14 protein-coding genes are annotated in these 20,945 nt (G+C 31.9%); 12 read left to right on the top strand and 2 right to left on the bottom strand.

The window, feature by feature from the left end; translation table 11 throughout:
• Nucleotides 1–34 precede the first annotated feature (34 nt).
• Nucleotides 35–1,579 (bottom strand): hypothetical protein, encoded by a 1,545-nt coding sequence (locus tag AQ1685_RS13690; protein ID WP_095073046.1) that lies wholly within the window; start codon nt 1,577–1,579, stop codon nt 35–37.
• A 134-nt stretch (nt 1,580–1,713) separates the two neighbouring features.
• Between AQ1685_RS13690 and AQ1685_RS13685 the strand changes: the two genes are divergently transcribed.
• The 8 genes from AQ1685_RS13685 to AQ1685_RS13650 all read left to right on the top strand — a co-directional run bounded on the left by AQ1685_RS13685 (nt 1,714) and on the right by AQ1685_RS13650 (nt 14,359).
• Entirely contained in the window at nt 1,714–2,889 is a 1,176-nt protein-coding gene (locus AQ1685_RS13685; protein ID WP_095073044.1) for a 2-isopropylmalate synthase, read from the top strand.
• The gene (gene leuC / locus AQ1685_RS13680) at nt 2,889–4,271 is read left to right on the top strand and encodes a 3-isopropylmalate dehydratase large subunit (protein ID WP_095073042.1); all 1,383 of its coding nucleotides are present in this window, start codon (nt 2,889–2,891) and stop codon (nt 4,269–4,271) included. Before AQ1685_RS13685 ends, leuC begins: the two co-directional genes overlap by 1 nt.
• Nucleotides 4,271–4,849, top strand: a complete 579-nt coding sequence (leuD, locus tag AQ1685_RS13675) for a 3-isopropylmalate dehydratase small subunit (protein WP_095073040.1) — start codon at nt 4,271–4,273, stop codon at nt 4,847–4,849. The genes leuC and leuD overlap by 1 nt, the downstream gene beginning before the upstream one ends.
• Before the next feature lie 15 nt (nt 4,850–4,864).
• A complete protein-coding gene (gene leuB / locus AQ1685_RS13670; RefSeq protein WP_095073038.1) occupies nt 4,865–5,980 on the top strand; it encodes a 3-isopropylmalate dehydrogenase in 1,116 nt (371 codons plus the stop codon).
• 582 nt (nt 5,981–6,562) lie between these two features.
• Entirely contained in the window at nt 6,563–6,901 is a 339-nt protein-coding gene (locus tag AQ1685_RS13665; RefSeq protein WP_095073036.1) for a P-II family nitrogen regulator, read from the top strand.
• A gap of 15 nt (nt 6,902–6,916) precedes the next feature.
• Entirely contained in the window at nt 6,917–8,158 is a 1,242-nt protein-coding gene (locus AQ1685_RS13660; RefSeq protein ID WP_095073034.1) for an ammonium transporter, read from the top strand.
• Between the two features lie 225 nt (nt 8,159–8,383).
• Nucleotides 8,384–12,892: a glutamate synthase large subunit gene (gltB, locus tag AQ1685_RS13655; RefSeq protein ID WP_095073033.1), complete on the top strand. Its 4,509-nt coding sequence runs from the start codon at nt 8,384–8,386 to the stop codon at nt 12,890–12,892.
• Nucleotides 12,893–12,895: 3 nt separating this feature from the next.
• Nucleotides 12,896–14,359 (top strand): glutamate synthase subunit beta, encoded by a 1,464-nt coding sequence (locus AQ1685_RS13650; RefSeq protein WP_095073031.1) that lies wholly within the window; start codon nt 12,896–12,898, stop codon nt 14,357–14,359.
• Between the two features lie 57 nt (nt 14,360–14,416).
• On the opposite strand, the gene AQ1685_RS13645 is transcribed toward AQ1685_RS13650, so the two are convergent.
• Nucleotides 14,417–15,415 carry an SAM-dependent methyltransferase gene (locus tag AQ1685_RS13645; protein WP_095073029.1) on the bottom strand — a complete coding sequence of 333 codons (999 nt, stop codon included), beginning with the start codon at nt 15,413–15,415 and terminating at the stop codon, nt 14,417–14,419.
• Between the two features lie 675 nt (nt 15,416–16,090).
• On the opposite strand from AQ1685_RS13645, the gene AQ1685_RS13640 reads away from it, so the two are divergent.
• Genes AQ1685_RS13640 through ilvN form a run of 4 tightly spaced genes read left to right on the top strand, consistent with a single transcriptional unit; the run spans nt 16,091 to nt 20,935 of the window.
• The gene (locus tag AQ1685_RS13640; RefSeq protein ID WP_095073027.1) at nt 16,091–16,978 is read left to right on the top strand and encodes a branched-chain amino acid transaminase; all 888 of its coding nucleotides are present in this window, start codon (nt 16,091–16,093) and stop codon (nt 16,976–16,978) included.
• A 2-nt stretch (nt 16,979–16,980) separates the two neighbouring features.
• Nucleotides 16,981–18,657, top strand: coding sequence for a dihydroxy-acid dehydratase (gene ilvD / locus AQ1685_RS13635; protein ID WP_095073025.1), 1,677 nt, complete (start codon nt 16,981–16,983; stop codon nt 18,655–18,657).
• Nucleotides 18,658–18,668: 11 nt separating this feature from the next.
• A complete protein-coding gene (ilvB, locus tag AQ1685_RS13630; protein ID WP_095073023.1) occupies nt 18,669–20,402 on the top strand; it encodes a biosynthetic-type acetolactate synthase large subunit in 1,734 nt (577 codons plus the stop codon).
• Nucleotides 20,403–20,404: 2 nt separating this feature from the next.
• A complete protein-coding gene (ilvN, locus tag AQ1685_RS13625; RefSeq protein WP_095073021.1) occupies nt 20,405–20,935 on the top strand; it encodes an acetolactate synthase small subunit in 531 nt (176 codons plus the stop codon).
• Nucleotides 20,936–20,945 lie beyond the last annotated feature (10 nt).

Genomic DNA, 20,945 nt, shown 5'->3' with positions numbered 1-20,945 from the left:
AACAGATTTTCGTTTCATTTAAAAACGAATCAATTTAGGGCTTATCGTATATAATTTCTGCTATGGTTTTATTTTCAATTTTACTTTCTAACCAAGAGAGAATATCTAGGTAAAGGAAAGCTCTTTTTTCATACGGATGATGTTCAAAAGCTTTTAATCTTGTGTGGATTTTCTGAAATTCTTTTTTAAATTGATGAGGATATAAATCTCCTAAAGAACGAATAGATTCAATAAAAACTTTCTGAACTTCTTGTAGATTTTCCATCTTCAATAAGAACTTGTATGTTTCTTTAAATTGTTTTTCTAAATGATAGTCTAAACCACATTCATAATGAGCAATTAAGTTTAAAACTCGAGCAAAACATTGTAAATCTTCTCCAACATAAAGTTTTTTAGCTTCAATAATTTTAGTAAGATATTCAATACACATTTTATTGTTTCCCATTCCAAAATATAAACAGGCGATTTTATAATAAAATTGAATGATGTGATGTTTATCTAATCGATTACTAAAAGAATGTATTTTTTTGTTTATTTCATCAATTAAATACTCTCCTTCTTTAAAGTCACCTTTTAAAAAGTGTTTATGTAATTTATTAGCATAGCAATATTGAAAGATCAAAATTTCCGTATTACTATTTACAGGAATCTGATTATTTGTTATCTCGTTTTCAAATAAATCTAATTCTTTGTTAAATTCAATTTTATGTCTAGTAAAAAAGAGAGATTCTAACAAATAGTTTCTTCCTTTCAGGTAAAATACTGGGTTGGTGGCAATCATTTTAGGGTATTCTCTAAAAAGAGAAACCCATTTACTAGCGTATTTATATCCGTTTAAAAAATCTTGAGTTAAAAAACAACGCCAAAGATGTGCTTTATAAAGCCATAAACGTTCTCTAAAACCAAGAGAATTATAATCAATTTTTGGTAGCCTAGCATTAAAGTAATCGTTTATTTTTTGTAATTCTTGGTCATTTCTAACATAACCAGTTTTTAATAAAATTCCATATAACTGTAGTGAAAGATTAGAAAGCTTACTTGTAATTACATTTTGTTGGCTTAGCTCTTTTGCTTGTACAGTAAGTTCGTCAGCTCTGGTGCTAATACTTCGAGTTATGTATTGACTCTCAATTACTTTTTCTAACTCAACTATTTCATAAGCTACATTTTTTTCTTCATTTTCAATAGCTAATGTTTTGGCCTTATCTAAAAGTTTTAAGCTTTGTTTGTACAATCCTTTTTGATACAAAACTGTAGCGAAATCAAGTTGTTCACGAATTTGTACACGTAAGTTTTTATGTGAAGGATTCATTCGTAAACTCGTAAGAATTTGTTTATATAAATGAGCTTTTAAATTTGATAATTGTTGTTTGCTAACAATACCACTATTTATAATAGCTTTTTCATCATATTTTTTCTGCTTTTCTAAAAATTTAAATAAAGTGAAAAATTTTGCTTGATTATTTCCTTCTAATCTTCCAATATACAAATTGAACTGCCTTTTTTCAGATTTGGTTAAAGATTGAATTAAGGCAAATAAAGCGTCTTGATTTTGATTAGCTTTTGTAAAATTATTCATTTTAATATATTGAAAATCAGTTTTTTAGTTTTTAAAATAAGCTTCTTTGATATCGTAAAGGTATAGTAGAAATCAAAAGAGTTTTTAAAGCCAATATATAAATTTGAGTTAGATAATAACAACTATTAGTTACAATGAAAGATAATAAAATCCAAATTTTTGATACCACTCTTAGAGATGGAGAACAGGTACCAGGCTGTAAGTTAGATACTAATCAGAAACTAGTGATAGCTGAGCGATTGGATAGCATGGGAGTTGATATTATAGAAGCAGGATTTCCAATCTCAAGTCCTGGTGATTTCAATTCTGTAAGCGAAATTGCCAAAATAGTTAAAAATGCCACAGTTTGTGGTTTGTCTAGAGCAGTTCAAAAAGATATTGAAGTTGCTGCAGAAGCATTAAAACATGCTGTAAAACCAAGAATTCATACGGGAATCGGAACAAGCGATTCTCATATTAAATATAAATTCAATAGTACTAGAGAACAAGTAATTGAAAGAGCAATTGCAGCTGTTTCTCATGCCAAAAAGTATGTGAATGATGTTGAGTTTTATGCAGAAGATGCTGGTAGAACAGAAAATGAATTCTTAGCAAAAGTTTGCGAAGCTGCAATTAAAGCTGGAGCAACTGTTTTAAATATTCCTGATACAACAGGATATTGCTTGCCTGAAGAATATGGAGCGAAAATAAAATACTTAAAAGATAATGTGAAAGGAATCGATGATGTGATCATTTCTTGTCATTGTCATAATGACCTTGGTTTGGCAACTGCAAATTCAATTTCAGGAGTTGTAAATGGAGCTAGACAAATAGAGTGCACTATTAATGGAATTGGTGAGCGTGCTGGAAATACAGCTTTAGAAGAGGTGGTTATGATTTTAAAACAACATCCTTATTTAAATCTTCATACAGATATTAATACAAAATTATTGTATGATACAAGTTTAATGGTGAGAGAAAAAATGGGAATGCCTGTTCAACCTAATAAAGCTATTGTTGGAGCAAATGCATTTGCACATAGTTCTGGAATTCACCAAGATGGAGTGATTAAAAATCGTGAAACTTATGAAATTATCGATCCAGAAGAAGTTGGAGTAACGGAAAGTGCAATTGTTTTAACAGCAAGAAGCGGTCGAGCAGCTTTAGCATACAGAGCTAAGAAAATAGGGTATGAATTAACTAAAATTCAGTTAGATAAAGCATATCAAACATTCTTACAGTTTGCAGATAAACAAAAAGAAGTAATAGATGAAGACATTCATTTAATCATGAAAAAAGTTAGTAATATTTCAAAAATAGCAATCGCATAATGGGAAAAACATTATTCGACAAAGTGTGGGATAAACATGTTGTGGATACTATAGAAAATGGTCCGCAAATATTATATATCGATAAACATTTAATTCACGAAGTTACAAGTCCTCAGGCTTTTAATGAACTTAAAGAAAGAGGAGTTTCAATAGCGAGACCAGATAAAATTGTAGCAACTGCCGATCATAATACACCAACTGTAAATCAGCATTTGCCTATTAAAGATGCTCTATCTAGAAATCAACTAGAACAATTGGAGAAAAATTGTCAAGAAAATGATATCACGTTGTATGGTTTAGGTCATAAGTACAATGGAATTGTTCATGTTATGGCTCCAGAATTAGGAATTACACAACCAGGAATGACAATGGTTTGTGGAGATAGTCATACATCAACTCACGGTGCTTTTGGAACCATTGCATTTGGAATAGGTACGAGTCAAGTGGCGCAAGTTTTTGCAAGTCAATGTTTATTGATACAAAAACCGAAAAGCTTAAGAGTTAATGTAAACGGAAAACTTAAAAAAGGAGTATTACCTAAAGATGTGATTTTATATATCATATCTAAGTTAGGAACAAATTCAGGAACTGGATATTTCTGTGAATATGCAGGAAATGTATTCGAAGAAATGTCTATGGAAGGTAGAATGACAGTTTGTAATATGAGTATTGAAATGGGAGCTCGTGGAGGTATGATTGCTCCTGATCAAACTACTTTCGATTATGTAGAAGGTAGAGAATTTGCTCCTAAAGGCGAAGAATTTCAAGCTAAAGTAAATTATTGGAAAACATTAAAGACTGATGACGATGCAGTTTTTGATCAAGAATATTCTTTTGATGCTGAAGATATAGAACCAATGGTTACTTATGGAACTAATCCAGGAATGGGAATTAAAATTTCAGAAAGTATACCACAAAATAACGATGAGTCTTTTGAGAAGTCTTTGTCTTATATGAATTTCAAAAAAGGAGAAAGTTTAGTAGGGAAACCAATAAACTATGTTTTTATAGGAAGTTGTACCAATTCAAGAATAGAAGACTTCAAAGTTGCGGCTAGTTTTATCAAAGGAAAACAAAAAGCAGAAAATGTAAATGCATGGTTAGTTCCTGGTTCGCAACAAGTAGCAAAACAAATAAAAGAAGAAGGTTTACAGGAAATATTTGAAGCTGCAGGTTTCGAATTGCGTCAACCTGGATGTTCTGCATGTTTAGCAATGAATGATGATAAAATCCCAGAAGGAGAATACTGCGTATCTACATCTAATAGAAATTTTGAAGGTAGACAAGGGCAAGGTGCAAGAACAATTTTAGCAAGTCCTTTAGTTGCAGCAGCAACAGCAGTAGAAGGAAAAATAATTAATATAACGGAACATTTAAACTAATGGAAAAGTTTCAAATATTAAAAGATACAGCGGTACCGTTACCCGTAGAAAATGTTGATACAGATCAAATTATCCCTGCTCGTTTTTTAAAGGCAACAGATAAAAAAGGTTTTGGAGATAATGTGTTTAGAGACTGGAGATTCCATAAAGATGGAAGTGTAAATGAAGATTTTGTTTTAAATAATCAGAATTATAAAGGAAGTATTTTAATTGCTGGAGATAATTTTGGTTGTGGTTCTAGTAGAGAACATGCAGCTTGGGCTTTAGCAGGTTATGGTTTTAAAGTAGTTGTTAGTAGTTTCTTTGCAGATATTTTTAAAGGAAATGCTTTAAATAATGGAATTTTACCAATCCAAGTTACTCCTCAATTTTTAAGTGATTTATTAAAAGAAATAACTAATAATCCAAATACAGAATTAACCGTAAATCTTGAAAATCAAAGTTTAAAAACTACAGTTGGAACGGTAAATTTTGATATCAATCCCTATAAAAAGTTGTGTTTATTAAATGGTTATGATGACATAGACTTTTTAATTAGTAAAAAAGAAGAAATACAAGCATACGAAACATCGTTGTAAAAAGAATACAAGTATATGAGATTTAATATAACAGTAATTCCCGGAGATGGTATTGGTCCAGAAGTAATAGATCAAGCTAAAAAAGTATTACAAGCTATTGGTGAAGTTTACGATCATACTTTTGTGTATGATGAGGTGCTAATGGGAGCTTGTGCTATAGATGAAACAGGAAATCCATTACCAGAGAAAACTTTAGCTTCTTGTAAAAAAAGTGATGCAATTTTATTTGGAGCTATTGGAGATCCAAAATATGATAATGATCCTTCTGCTAAAGTAAGACCAGAACAAGGGTTATTAAAATTAAGAAAAGAACTTGGTTTATATTGTAATATTAGACCAGTAAAAGCATATGATGCATTAATTAAAAATTCACCTTTAAAAGAGAATATCATTAAAGGAACAGATATTGAAATTTACCGTGAATTAACTGGTGGTATTTATTTCGGTATAAAAGAATTAAGTGACGATGGTAAAATAGCTTTTGATGGGTGTTCTTATTCTGTAGAAGAAATTGAGAGAATGGGACATTTAGCTTTTAAATCTGCAAGAAACAGAAGAAAAAAATTAACATTAGTCGATAAAGCCAACGTATTAGAAACTTCTCGATTATGGAGGAAAACAATTACTGCTTTAGCAAAAGAATATCCAGATGTTGAAGTTGATACAATGTTTGTTGATAATGCAGCAATGCAGTTAATCTTAAACCCGAAACAGTTTGATGTTATTCTTACAGAAAACTTATTTGGAGATATTTTATCTGATGAAGCAAGTGTAATTGGAGGTTCTATTGGTTTATTAGCTTCAGCTTCAGTAGGAGATAAAGCAGCTTTATTTGAGCCTATTCATGGTTCTTTTCCGCAAGCGAAAGGTAAAGATATAGCAAATCCATTAGCTTCTATTTTATCGGCGGCAATGCTATTAAGACATTTAGATTTAGAGACAGAGGCTACAGTAATTGAAAACGCTGTGCAAAAGTCTTTAGAATTAGGAATAACTACACAGGATATCGATTCTGAGAACGATTTTACTACCTCTAAAGTTGGAGATTTCATCACTGACTACATCCATAATCAAGAGGATAGTAATATTAATTTTACGAATGTTCATATGGGACAGAGTACTATAATTTAGTTAAGTTTTGTTTTGAATTAAAGCACCTCTAGTCCAGAGGTGCTTTTTTTGTTTTGGAATATTCGTGTTTTTTGTGTTAAAAAAATAGATTATCAATAAAGTTTAATTACGTATTTATACGTAATTTTTGTGAAATTATGCTTTTAAATGATTTTTTTTAAACAACTATCACTTTTATGTGATTCACAATTACAACTTCTCGATTTAAGTATTTCATAATTCCAATATCTTTTTTTTAAACCGAATTATCAGATTATTATTTTTCTACCCTTTTTTTTAATTCGGTACTTTTTTTATACAACGTTTTAGTCTGTTTTACAAAAGGTTGTGTTTTGATTTTTCCTTTTTTGGATATAGATTTGAAAGTCATAGCAGTCATTTTTACAAGTAAAATTCAATCTGAAATTAGATTTAGAATCCAGATTTTTTAAAGTAAAAATTGATAAATAATAAGAGTATATCATTTATAGTATATAAGTATCAATACTTAATTTAAAATAGAGCTTTTATCTTATTGTTTATCAAGATTGTTTTCAAACCAAAACCAAAACATATAAACTAATACAAAATTTAAGTAGTGGAATGAAAAAAATTGAAGCAATAATTAGAAAATCCAAATTTAGAGAAGTGAAAAATGCACTTCATGAGGTTGGAGTAAATTTTTTCTCTTACTGGGATGTAACTGGATTAGGAAATGAAAAAAAAGGACACGTATACAGAGGTGTGTCTTATAGTACAAGTGATATCCAAAGAAGGTATTTATCTATTGTAGTTAATGATGATTTTGAAAAAATTACGATTGAAACAATTTTGAAATCAGCATCAACAGGTAATGTTGGAGACGGTAAAATTTTTGTAAGTGACATCAAACAAGCTTACAGAATAAGAACAGGCGAAGAAGGAGGAAATACTTTAAATTAATTAGACAAAACTATTATGGAACAATTGACAACTAGCAATGTATGGATGATGGTATGTACAGCACTTGTGTTTTTCATGCACTTAGGATTTGCATTATTAGAAATTGGATTAACTCGACAAAAAAATACTTTAAACATACTATTTAAGAATATTTTTATTATCACAACAGGGCTTTTATTGTACGCGGCTTTTGGATTTAATTTAATGTATCCTGGTTTTGAAAAAGAAGCTTTAGGTATATTCGAATTCGCAGGCTTCGGTTTAGATGCACCCATAAAAAAAGATGGAACTCTAGATTTATCATACAATTCAGGGTACACATATTGGACAGACTTTCTTTTTCAAGGAATGTTTGCAGCAACTGCAGCTACAATAGTTTCGGGAGCAGTTGCTGAGAGAATGAAAATTTTACCATTCATGATTTTCACAATAATATATGTTGGATTCGTGTATCCAATAGCAGGTTCGTGGAAATGGGGAGAAGGATTCTTACATCAATTAGAAACTCCTTTTTATGATTTTGCAGGTTCAACTTTAGTACATTCAGTAGGGGGTTGGGCTGCTATAGTTGCGGTTTGGTTATTAGGAGCAAGAATAGGAAAATTTAAAAACGGAAAAGTACAAGCAATACCTGGTCATAATATTCCTCTAGCTACAGGAGGTGTTTTAATACTTTGGTTAGGTTGGTTTGGATTTAATGGTGGTTCTGTTTTATCTGCCGACCCTGCAAAAACTTCGTTAACCTTAGTAACTACATGTTTAGCAGCTGCATCTGGCGGAGTAATTTCTGCAATAGTTTCAACAATAATGTATAAAAATTTAGACTTAACCATGTTTCTAAATGGAATTTTAGGAGGATTAGTTGCAATAACAGCAGGTGCAGATGTTATGAGTCCTATGGATGCAATTGTTGTTGGAGGAATTGGCGGAATTCTTATCGTTTTAGCAGTAAGTCTAATTGATAAATTAAGATTAGATGATCCTGTTGGTGCCATCGCAGTACATTTAGCTTGTGGAGTATGGGGAACATTAGCAGTAGGAATTTTTGGAAAATTGGCTAGTGGTGCACAGTTTGTAAGCCAATTAATAGGAGTTGGAACATATGCTGTATTCTGTATTTCAACATCATTTATAATCATTTTTATTTTAAAGAAAACCATAGGTATTCGAGTAAGTGAAAAAGAAGAAATAGAAGGTCTAGATACTCATGAACATGGAATGACTGCTTATCCTGACTTCAGATTAAATGAACATTAATCAATTTATTGAGTTGAATTAAAAATAGTCTAAAATATAAAAGACACGATAAAATTTGAACTAGAATAAATACTAAACCATGTGAAATTTTACGGTTTAGTATTTAGGTTGAATAAAGCCTGGTAAATCAATTTACATGACTTTATCTATATAGAGAGTATAGGTTATAATCCTCATATTTCTCTTGTAAATTATATAAACTAACAAACAAAAACATTTTATTATATGAAAGATCAAGGCTTGTATTTAAATGAGTTTGAAAGAGATAATTGTGGTGCAGGATTCATATGTAACTTAAAAGGAATAAAGTCAAATCAAATTATTCATGATGCGCTAGAGATTTTAATCAAATTAGAACATAGAGGAGCAGTTAGTGCAGATGGAAGAACTGGAGATGGAGCAGGAATTTTAATAGATATTCCTCACGATTTTTTCAAAAGAGTTTGTGATTTTGATTTACCAGAAGTTAAAGAATACGCAGTAGGTCAAGTTTTCTTACCTAGAAAGTTCAATCAAAGCAGTTATTGTGAAACTGTTTTAGAGGATGAATTCAAAAAGCAAGGACTAAAAGTTTTAGGTTGGAGAGATGTTCCTGTAGATACATCTAATTTAGGTGCGGTAGCAGCAAAAATGCAACCTAAAATTAAACAAGTTTTTGTTACTAAGGGAGGTGAGGAACTGACAGATTTGCAATTTAATGCAAAACTATTTGCAGCTAGAAAAATTAGTGAACATACTATCAGTAAATCAAAAATTTCTGAATGTAATTATTTCTATTTATCAAGCTTATCAACAACTACATTAATTTACAAAGGATTATTAATGCCTGAAGATATTGGACGTTTTTATGTTGATTTAAAACAACCAGATTTAGTTACAAGATTAGCGCTAGTACATCAACGATTTTCAACAAATACTTTTCCATCTTGGGATTTAGCTCAGCCATTTAGATTCATGTGTCATAATGGGGAAATCAATACGCTAAAAGGTAATGTGAAAAGAATGTTAGCACGTCAAGAGTTAATGGAGTCAGATTTATTTGGAGATGATATGAAAAAGTTATTTCCAATTATCACAGAAGGAAAATCTGATTCTGCCTCGATGGATATGGCTGTTGAGTTATTATTAATGACAGGTAGATCACTTCCTGAAGTAATGATGATGTTAGTTCCTGAAGCTTGGGAAAAAGATAAAACAATGAGTCCAGAAAAAAGAGCATTCTATGAATACAATTCATGTATTATGGAACCTTGGGATGGACCAGCTTCTGTTCCCTTTACTGATGGAAATTATATTGGTGCATTATTAGATAGAAATGGATTAAGACCATCAAGATATACAGTTACTAAAAGAGGAAATGTGGTAATGTCCTCTGAAATTGGAGTATTAAACATAAAACCAGATAACGTAGTTAAGCACGGTAGATTAGAACCAGGAAAAATGTTCTTGGTTGATATGAATGCTGGAAGAATTATTGAGGATGAAGAAATTAAAGAAAAAATAGTTTCAAAATATCCATATCAAGAATGGTTAAATAAACATTCACTTCCATTAGCTAACATACCTTATACAAACAACTCTATACCTAAAGAAAAAACAGACTACAAAACAAGACTACGTTTATTTGGTTACACTACAGAGGAGATCGATTATTTAATAGCTCCTATGGCTATTAATGGTAAAGAAGCCATAGGTTCTATGGGAACCGATACTCCACTAGCTGTCCTTTCAGATAAATCACAGTTGCTGTATAATTATTTTAAGCAACTGTTTGCTCAAGTTACGAATCCACCTTTAGATGGAATTCGAGAAGAAATCATCACAGATATTAGTTTAGCATTAGGTTCAGACAGGAATATTTTTCATATAATTCCTGAGCAGGCTAAAAAATTAAGAATTCAAAATCCTGTAATCTCAAATGAAGATTTAGATAAAATCAAAAATCTTGAACATGAAGATTTTAAAGCTGTCACTATTCCAATGCTTTTTCCATTAGAAAAAGGAGTTAACGGAATTGAAAATGCATTAGAAGGAATTTTATATAAAGCTACTGTTGCTGTAGAGGATGAAGGAGCGAATGTTATTATTTTATCAGATAGAGGCGTAAATAAAGAGTGGGCTCCAATTCCAGCATTATTAGCATGTTCATATCTGCATAATTCAATGTACAGAAAAGGAACACGTTCTAAAATAGGGATTATTATAGAGAGTGCAGAGCCGAGAGAGCCGCATCATTTTGCAACATTGTTTGGTTATGGAGCAAGTGCTATTAATCCATATATGGTTAATGAAATTATAGCGCGTCAAGTAGAAAAAGGTGAAATTCCAGATATCCAAGTAGGAACAGCAGTTAAAAATTTCAATAAAGCCATAGGAAAAGGCTTGTTGAAAATTATGAATAAAATTGGTATTTCAACTTTACATTCATATAGAGCTTCTCAAATATTCGAAATCTTAGGATTGAAAAAAGCCTTTACAGATAAGTATTTTCCAGGAACACCTTCAAGAATTGGAGGAATTGGATTATATGTGCTTCAAAAAGAAATATATAAGAAATGTACCGAATCCTTCAGAGAAAAAGGAATTGATTCAGTTTTAGATTTAGAAATCGGTGGAGATTATCGTTGGAGAAGAAATGGAGAACGTCATATGTTTAACCCAACTACTGTCTCTAAATTACAGCAAGCTGTTCGCTCCAAAAGTAAAGAAAGTTATAAGGTTTATGCCGATAAAATAAATAAACAATCTGAGGAATTAATGACGCTTAGAGGATTGTTTGAGTTCGTAAACTTAGATCCTATTCCTATTGAAGAGGTAGAACCTTGGACGGAAATTGTTAAGCGATTTAAAACAGGAGCAATGTCTTATGGTTCTATAAGTCAAGAAGCTCATGAGAATTTAGCAATTGCAATGAATAGAATTGGAGGAAAATCTAATTCTGGTGAAGGTGGAGAAAATAAAGAACGTTTCAAGAAATTATCTAATGGTGATTCTAAGAATAGTGCTATTAAACAAGTAGCTTCGGGTAGATTTGGAGTTACAAGTAATTATTTGACAAATGCCAAGGAAATCCAAATAAAAATGGCTCAGGGAGCTAAGCCTGGTGAAGGCGGACAATTACCAGGAAAAAAAGTATTGCCTTGGATTGCAGAGGTTAGAAACTCCACGCCTTATGTAGGTCTAATTTCACCGCCACCACATCACGATATTTATTCGATTGAAGATTTAGCACAATTGATTTTCGATTTAAAAAATGCTAATAGAGAAGCAAGAATTAATGTAAAGTTAGTTTCTAAAGTCGGTGTTGGAACTATTGCTGCTGGAGTTGCAAAAGCTAAAGCAGATGTAATTTTAGTTTCTGGATTCGATGGAGGTACAGGAGCTTCTCCTTTAACATCTTTAAAACACGCAGGTTTACCTTGGGAATTAGGAGTAGCTGAAGCACAACAAACTTTAGTGATGAATAATTTACGTAATCGCGTGGTTTTAGAATGTGATGGGCAATTGAAAACAGGTAGAGATGTAGCTATTGCTTGTTTATTAGGAGCAGAAGAATTTGGTTTTGCTACAGCACCATTAGTAGCTTCTGGTTGTATTATGATGCGTCAATGTCATTTAAATACTTGTCCGGTAGGAATTGCTACGCAAGATCCTGAGTTACGTAAGAACTTTAAAGGAACACCAGAGCATGTAATTAATTTCATGTATTTCGTAGCTGAAGAAGTACGACAAATTATGGCTACTTTAGGATTTAGATCTATTAAAGAAATGGTAGGTCAGGTTGAAAAGTTGAATGTTAATAAAGCTGTAGATCATTATAAAGCTAAAGGGATAGATGCTTCTGCAATTCTTTACAAAGTGAATTCAAATGAAAATCCAATTTTATACAATACTGAAAAACAAGATCATGGGCTAGAGAAAGTTCTAGATCTTAAGATTGTAGATGATGCTAAAGGAGCAATAAAAAATAAAATTAAATCAGAATTTACCTATGAAATTCAAAATACAAACCGTTCAGTAGGAGCTTTAACAAGTAATGAAATTTCTAAACTTCATGGATCAGAAGGGTTACCAGAAGATACGTTAACATTGCAATTTAAAGGTTCTGCTGGACAAAGTTTTGGAGCTTTTGCCACAAAAGGTTTAAAAATGATTGTCGATGGAGAAACTAACGATTATCTAGGTAAAGGTTTATCTGGGGCTAAAATCATTGTAAAGAAGCCAGATGAAGCTGATTTTATCGCTGAAGATAATATTATTGTAGGAAATGTGTGTTTCTACGGAGCTGTAAAAGGTGAAGCTTATGTAAATGGTGTTGCAGGCGAACGTTTCTGTGTAAGAAATTCTGGAATTACAGCTGTTGTAGAAGGAATTGGAGATCACGGTTGTGAGTATATGACAGGTGGAAAAGTTGTTGTGCTTGGTAAAACAGGACGAAATTTTGCCGCTGGAATGAGTGGAGGAATTGCATATGTGTACGATCCATCTCATCAATTCAGAAACGAGTTGTGTAATCTAGAAATGGTAGAATTAGTTCATTTAGAAACTGAAGATCAGAAAGATTTAAAAGGATTAATTGAGCAGCATGTAGGGTATACAAAAAGTACTTTAGGAGTTAAAATATTAGAAGAATGGGAAGTAAATAAAATGGATTTTATTAAAGTATTCCCAACAGATTATAGATTAGCTTTAGAAAGAATAGCACAAGAAGAAACAACTAAAATAACAGCATAGATCATGGGAGAATTAGGCGGATTTAAAAAATACGATAGAAAGCAAGAGATAAATACAGCTGTTAAAGATCGAGTACAAAATTTTAAAGAATTTACGAGTCCATTATCAGTAGCAGAGCAACAAAAACAAGGTTCTCGTTGTATGGATTGTGGAATTCCTTTTTGTCACAGTGGTTGTCCTCTAGGAAATTTAATTCCTGATTTTAATGATATGGTTCATAAAGGAGAATGGAAAAAAGCATTAGATATTTTGCATTCTACCAACAATTTTCCAGAGTTTACTGGAAGATTATGTCCAGCTCCTTGTGAAAAAGCTTGTGTTTTAGGAATTATAGATCAACCCGTTTCTATAGAAAATACAGAAAAGTATATCGTAGAAAAAGGATTTGAAAAAGGTTGGATAAAACCAAAACTTCCAAATTACAGAACAGGAAAAAGTGTTGCTGTAGTAGGTTCTGGCCCTGCTGGTTTAGCAGCTGCTCAACAATTAAATAGAGCTGGGCATTTGGTAACTGTTTTTGAAAGAGAAGATGAAGTAGGAGGTTTGTTACGTTATGGAATTCCTAACTTTAAATTAGAGAAAGAAGTTATCGATAGAAGAATACAAATTCTAGAAGCAGAAGGTATTACATTTAAAACTAATGCAAACATTGGAGTAAATGTTTCTGTTGATAAACTTAAAGAGTTTGATGCCGTAGTATTATGTGGTGGAGCTACAAAAGCCAGAGCTTTAAATATTCCTGGAAGTGATGCAAAAGGCGTACACCAAGCAATGGATTTTTTAACAAAGCAAACCAAAGCGTTATTTAATTCAGATTTAGAAAGTGAAGTGATTAGTGCTAAAGGTAAAAATGTAATTGTAATTGGAGGAGGAGATACAGGTTCAGATTGTATTGGAACTTCTAATCGTCATGGAGCAAATTCGGTAACGAATTTTGAAATTATGCCGAAACCTCCTAAAGCAAGAAGTGTGCAAACACCTTGGCCATTTTGGCCTTTACAGTTAAAAACTAGTTCTTCTCACGAAGAAGGTTGCGATCGTAATTGGCTTATCAATACAAAAGAATTTGTAAAGAATGATAAAGGTGAGCTTATTGCATTAAAAACAGTGGAAGTAGAATGGAAAATTATCCCAGGAGAACGTCCACAGCTTATAGAAATAGAAGGTACAGAAAAAACTTGGCCTTGTGATTTGGTATTTTTGGCTTTAGGATTTACTGGTCCAGAGAAAACATTACCAGAATTATTGAATTTAGATTTAGACTTTAGATCTAATATTAAAGCAAGTACAAGCAATTATCAAACGAACATTCCAAACATATTCACTGCTGGTGATATGAGAAGAGGTCAATCGCTTATTGTTTGGGCTATTTCAGAAGGAAGACAAGCAGCTCATCATGTAGATGCTTATTTGATGGGAAGCTCAAGTTTGCCATTAAAAGATAGTAATGATTTATTAACTGCTTAGGCATTATTTAGAATTGATTAGTATAAGAAACTCTCCTTAATCATTAAGGAGAGTTTTTTATGAATAATATATTTGATACTCAAGTTTTGGATCAGAAGAAATAATATAACGTGTTTCAATAATAGCTTTGTTAGTGTTCTTGGGAATTAAATCTATAAGAATTGGAGTGGTTAATCCACTCTCGTTGATAGCAATTTTTTCATCTTTATAAACTTGTATTTCAGTAAATAATAGTAGTTCATCAAATTCCTTCAATCTATTATGTGAAATTACTGTCTGTATTTTGGGAAAAGTAGGGTATTGAAAACTATTTTTATGAGATGTAAAAATCAATTCTTTACTTACTTCAAACACTTTTTTTTCTTGAATATAGTCTGTTAGTTCAATTTTTTCAATAGGTATTTTAGAGTTTTTTAGGCCAATAGAGAGTTCGATTCTTTCAGGAATAAATATAGTTTCCTCTTTTACTTGATTCATTAGATTAAAAAAAATAGGAACTTGTTGTTCTTTAGCTAATGCATTTTGCATCGTTTCGCTTAAAATAATATCAGGTGTATTCTTAGTGTCTATATTATGTTTTGTTGCATCGTCTTTTATAAAAGTAATATTACTTTTATTTAAATCTAATCTCGAAATTAAATTTTGTAGTATCTTAAAACTAAACGGATTTATCTCTAAAAGACTAAAATGTATTTCTCTTTCAGAATATCTTAAAAGAAAAGGAAGTAAGAGTGTTGCAAAAGGTCCTGTACCCGCATATAAAACATGAATTTTATCTTTAAGTTTCATTTTCTCTTGTATCGCTTTATGCATACCTCTTATAAACTGTCTGGTTCGAATAATATCATCAAGACAGAGAGCAGCCCAAAATGTACCAAGAGATTTTCCATTATCAGAGTGAATATCATTACGCCCCAGTTCAATATTCATATCTTCATCACATATTTCTTCTAAAATGAATTTATAAGTTTTTGATGCCTTAGATAGTTCGTAATAATCAATTTGATCTTTGAAATATTCAGATGTGGCTTGAATTATTTTTTCTTGTACAGTCATTTTATTTTTTTGCTTTTAATCAGTTAATTTAGTTTAAGAAATACAATTGTTTTTAAGATATTGTTATGAGTGTTAAATAACAGATTATGAGCGTAAAAAAGACAATGTTGAGTGATAGTATCCTTTTGTTAAAGAATATGTGTTGTGGATTTAGTTTTTAAATCAATGTAATCAACTATCAAAAGAGTTTTTTAAGGTTTATGTTGTGTTTTTTTAAAATTGATTAGGATAATTCAAAAAAAAATAACAATATTTGCAGTATCAGATGAATAAAAGAGTTTTAAATATCATTTCTATCATTATCGTTGTGATTATTATATCGCAGGGATAGAGGAAGTGATTTTTAAATTTTAAGATATAATTAAAAGCTTCCTAAATTTTAGGAAGCTTTTTTAGTTTAAACACATGAACATTTTAGTAAACATTATTATTAGCGTAGTCATTATTAGCTCACCACCGAGTTGATATAGCTTGCTATTGTATAAAAAGGCCTGTATCAACTAGTTGATACAGGCCTTTTTTTTAAGTATTGATTATCGTATGTGTTCTGTGTTAAAACATTGTTTTTTAATGTTTTAAGTGTTTTTAAGAGTGGTTAAAAATCATAAGAGATGAAGTTTCTAAAACTGAATTAAAAAAGGATAAAATAAATTAGAATTATAAATAAAAGAAATCATGTATTTCAACGAAAAGAGTGTTGTTTTTCTTAACGGAGAATTTGTTAAAGCTACTGATGCTAAGATAAATATGTATAGTCAAAGCTTACATTATGGGAATGGAGTTTTTGAAGGTATACGTTCCTATAAAACAGAAAATGGAACTAGAATTTTTAAGTCATATGAACATTACAAAAGATTAAAGTATGGAGTCGATGTAATGGGAATACAATTCAAGTATTCTGAAGAAGAATTAACAGAAATTACCTACAAACTTTTAGAATTAAATAATCTTCAGGATGCTTACATAAGACCTTTGGTTTTTACTGGAGAAAATATGGGTTTAACAACTTCACCTGAGACGAATTTAGTCATACAATGTTGGGAATGGGGAAAGTTTATGGGAGATAAATTATTGCGAGTAAAAACATCAAGATTCCAAAGACCTAATCCGAATTCTTGTTTCGTTGAAGCTAAGATTACAGGACATTACGTAAACTCAATTTTATCTACAAATGAAGTGAAAAGTCAAGGTTACGATGAAGCCTTGCTGTTAGATATGAATGGAAATGTAGCAGAATGTTCAGGAGCTAATATTTTCATGGAAAAAGATGGAAAACTATATACTCCACCAAGAGGTCATATTATGGCAGGAATTACTAGAGCTACAGTAATTAATTTATGTAAAGAAGAAGGAATTCCAGTAGAAGAAAAACATTTCACTTTAGATGAATTAAAAACTGCAGATGCATGTTTTTTCACAGGAACAGCAGCAGAAGTTGTAGGCTTAGAGTCTATAGACGAATACAAATTTCCAATGGACTGGAAAACATCTCACGGACATAATTTAATGAAACTATATAAAGCAGAAGTACTAGAAGAAAGAGTACAAGAAAAAGCACTTTAAAAATGGAATTGAACAAATTTAGTAAACGAGTAACTCAAGATGATACACAACCTGCAGCGCAAGCAATGTTACATGCTTTAGGGTTAACTCATGAAGATTTAAAGAAACCTTTTGTAGGAATTGCAAGTACAGGATACGAAGGAAATCCATGTAATATGCATTTAAACGACTTGGCCAAATTGGTAAAGCAAGGAACGAAAAATGTAGACTTGGTTGGTTTAATTTTTAATACCATTGGAGTTTCTGATGGAATTTCTATGGGAACGCCAGGTATGCGTTATTCTTTACCGTCAAGAGATGTAATTGCAGATTCTATGGAAACTGTAGTACAAGCAATGTCATACGATGGTTTGGTAACAGTTGTTGGATGTGATAAAAATATGCCAGGAGCTTTAATGGCGATGTTACGTTTAAACAGACCGTCAGTTTTGGTGTATGGAGGAACGATTGCTTCTGGTTGTCATGAAGGAAAGAAACTAGATATTGTTTCGGCCTTCGAAGCTTGGGGAAGTAAAGTTGCAGGAACTATTACACAAAATGAATATCAGAGTGTGATAGAAAAAGCAATTCCTGGAGCAGGAGCCTGTGGAGGTATGTATACTGCAAATACAATGGCTTCAGCTATTGAAGCTTTAGGTATGAGTTTACCTTATAATTCTTCAAACCCTGCTATTAGTAATAATAAAGAAGAAGAGTCAATAAAAGCAGGAGAAGCACTTCGAGTGCTTCTAGAAAAAGATATTAAACCCTCAGATATAGTTACAAAGAAATCACTAGAAAATGCAGTTCGTTTAGTAACTGTAATGGGAGGTTCTACAAATGCTGTTTTACACTTTTTGGCTATTGCTAAAGCAGCAGATGTGAAATTTACATTGGAAGATTTCCAACGTATTTCAGATGAAACTCCTTTTCTAGCTGATTTAAAGCCAAGCGGACAATACTTAATGGAAGATGTGCATAGAGTTGGAGGAACGCCAGCTGTTTTAAAATATCTTTTAGAAAAAGGATTGTTACATGGAGATTGTTTAACTGTTACAGGAAAAACCTTAGCTGAAAACTTAATAGAAGTTCCAAGTCTTACTAACGGACAAGAAGTAATAAAGTCTGTTGATAATCCAATTAAAGAAACTGGACATTTAAGAATGTTATACGGAAATCTTGCTAAAGACGGATCTGTAGCAAAAATTACGGGTAAGGAAGGATTGTTTTTCTCTGGAAAAGCTAAAGTTTATGAAGGTGAATTTGCAGCTAACGATGGAATTAAAAATGGAGAAGTACAAAAAGGTGATGTAGTTGTAATTCGTTATGAAGGTCCGAAAGGTGGGCCAGGAATGCCAGAAATGCTAAAGCCAACAGCTGCTATTATGGGAGCTGGATTAGGAAAAGAGGTTGCTTTAATTACGGATGGTAGATTTTCTGGTGGAACTCACGGATTTGTAGTTGGTCATATTACTCCTGAAGCTCAAGAGGGTGGAGTAATTGCTTTAGTAAAAGATGGAGATGTAATTTCTATTAATGCACAAACGAACACAATTAATCTTGAAGTTTCTGATGAAGAATTAGAAGCAAGAAGAAAGGAATGGAAAGCTCCTCCATTAAAAGTAAATAGGGGAGTACTTTATAAATATGCAAGAACAGTAGCATCCGCATCTAATGGATGTGTAACAGATGAATTTTAAATCGCAACAACATGGAAACTAGAACAAAAAAAGTGAAAGAGCAGAGTGTAAAAACTAGTGTGACAATTTCTGGTGCAGAGGCAGTCATAAAATGTTTGTTGGCAGAAGGAGTTGATCTGTTGTACGGATATCCAGGTGGAGCAATTATGCCTGTTTACGATGAATTGTATAAATATCAGAAAGAATTAAATCATGTTTTAACTCGTCATGAACAAGGAGCAACACATGCCGCTCAAGGTTATGCGAGAGCTACAGGAAAAGTTGGTGTTGCAATTGCAACTTCCGGACCCGGAGCAACAAATTTAATTACAGGAATTGCAGATGCTCAGATTGATTCTACACCAATGGTTTGTATTACAGGTCAGGTTGCAGAACATTTATTAGGAACAGATGCATTTCAAGAAACAGATATCGTTGGTATTTCTACACCTGTTACCAAATGGAATTATCAAATAACTAAAGCTTCAGAAATTCCAGAGGTTTTAGCTAAAGCTTTCTACATCGCTCGTTCAGGTAGACCGGGACCAGTTTTAATTGATATTACTAAAAATGCTCAGTTCGAAAAGTTTGAGTTTTCTTACGAACCTTGCGCAGCAGTTCGTAGTTACCAACCTGTACCAAAATTAGATACAGACGCTATTAAAGAAGCGGCAAACCTAATTAATGGAGCTGAAAAACCAATGGTAATTTTTGGTCAAGGAGTAATATTAGGTGAAGCAGAAGAAGAGTTTAAAGCATTTATAGAAAAAGCTGGAATTCCTTCGGCATGGACACTTTTAGGTTTATCAGCTTTACCAACTTCTCATGAATTAAATGTAGGAATGGTTGGAATGCATGGAAATTATGGACCTAACCGATTAACTAATGAATGTGATGTTTTAATTGCTGTAGGAATGCGATTTGATGATCGTGTAACGGGAGATTTAAGTCGTTATGCAAAACAGGCGAAAGTGGTTCATTTCGAAATTGATCCTGCTGAGATTAATAAAAATGTAAAAGCAGATGTTGCAGTTTTAGGGAATGCGAAAGAAAGTTTACAAGCAATACTTCCGTACCTAAAAGATAATGAACATAAGTCTTGGTTACAAGAATTTAGAGATCACGATGCTATTGAGTTTGATAAAGTCATCAAGAAAGATTTATATCCAACAAAAGATGGTTTAACCATGGGAGAAGTAATTAAAGAAATTAACAATGCTTCTGAAGGAAATGCTATCGTAGTTACAGATGTGGGGCAGCATCAGATGATTGCTTGCCGATATGCGAATTTTAACAAAAGTAAAAGTAATATTACTTCTGGAGGTTTAGGAACTATGGGGTTTGCTTTACCAGCTGCAATTGGCGCAAAGATGGGTACTCCAGAACGAGAAGTTGTTGCAGTAATTGGAGATGGTGGTTATCAAATGACGATTCAAGAATTAGGTACAATTTTACAAACAAAAGCAGCAGTTAAAATTGTGGTACTGAACAATGAATTTTTAGGAATGGTTCGTCAGTGGCAACAATTATTTTTCGATAAAAGATATGCATCAACTACGATGACAAATCCAGATTTTGTAGCCATTGCTAAAGGATATCATATCGATGCTAAGAGAGTAACACAAAGAGAAGAATTAGCTGGTGCAGTTTCAGAAATGATAGCATCAGAAGAAGCATTTTTCTTAGAAGTGTGTGTAGAGAAAGAAGATAATGTATTTCCAATGATCCCTACAGGATCATCTGTTTCAGATGTAAGATTAAGTTAATAATTATGAGTGAAAAGCAAACGTATACTGTATCAATATATACCGAAAATAACATTGGAGTTCTAAATAGAATTTCAGCAATATTTCAAAGAAGACATATCAATTTAGAAAGTGTCAATGTATCAAAATCTGAGATTCGTAGTGTTTCCAGAATCACTTTATTAGTAAGAGTCACAGAAGAACAGATTAAAAAAATCATAGGGCAATTAGAAAAACAAATTGAAGTGATAAAAGCATATTATCATGTCGATGAAGAAACTGTATATCAAGAATCATGTTTATTCAAGTTGCGTACAGATTTACTTACTGAAAATGATGAAATTCAGAAGGTAATCAACAGCAGTAAATCAAGAGTGATTAACATTAATAAAGACTTTTTTGTTTTAGAAAAATCAGGAACAAAAGCAGAGGTTGAAGAGTTATACCACTTACTTAACAAACATGGAATTAAGCAATTTGTACGATCAGGTCGAATTGCAATTACAAAAGAAGAAATGCCTGTATCAGAACTATTAGAATCAATAAAAAAATAAAAACTTACGA

Source organism: Tenacibaculum jejuense (assembly GCF_900198195.1).
Lineage (GTDB): Bacteria > Bacteroidota > Bacteroidia > Flavobacteriales > Flavobacteriaceae > Polaribacter > Polaribacter jejuensis.
Note: the sequence above shows the minus strand (reverse complement) of the source record. Positions and strands in the feature narration are given on the sequence as shown.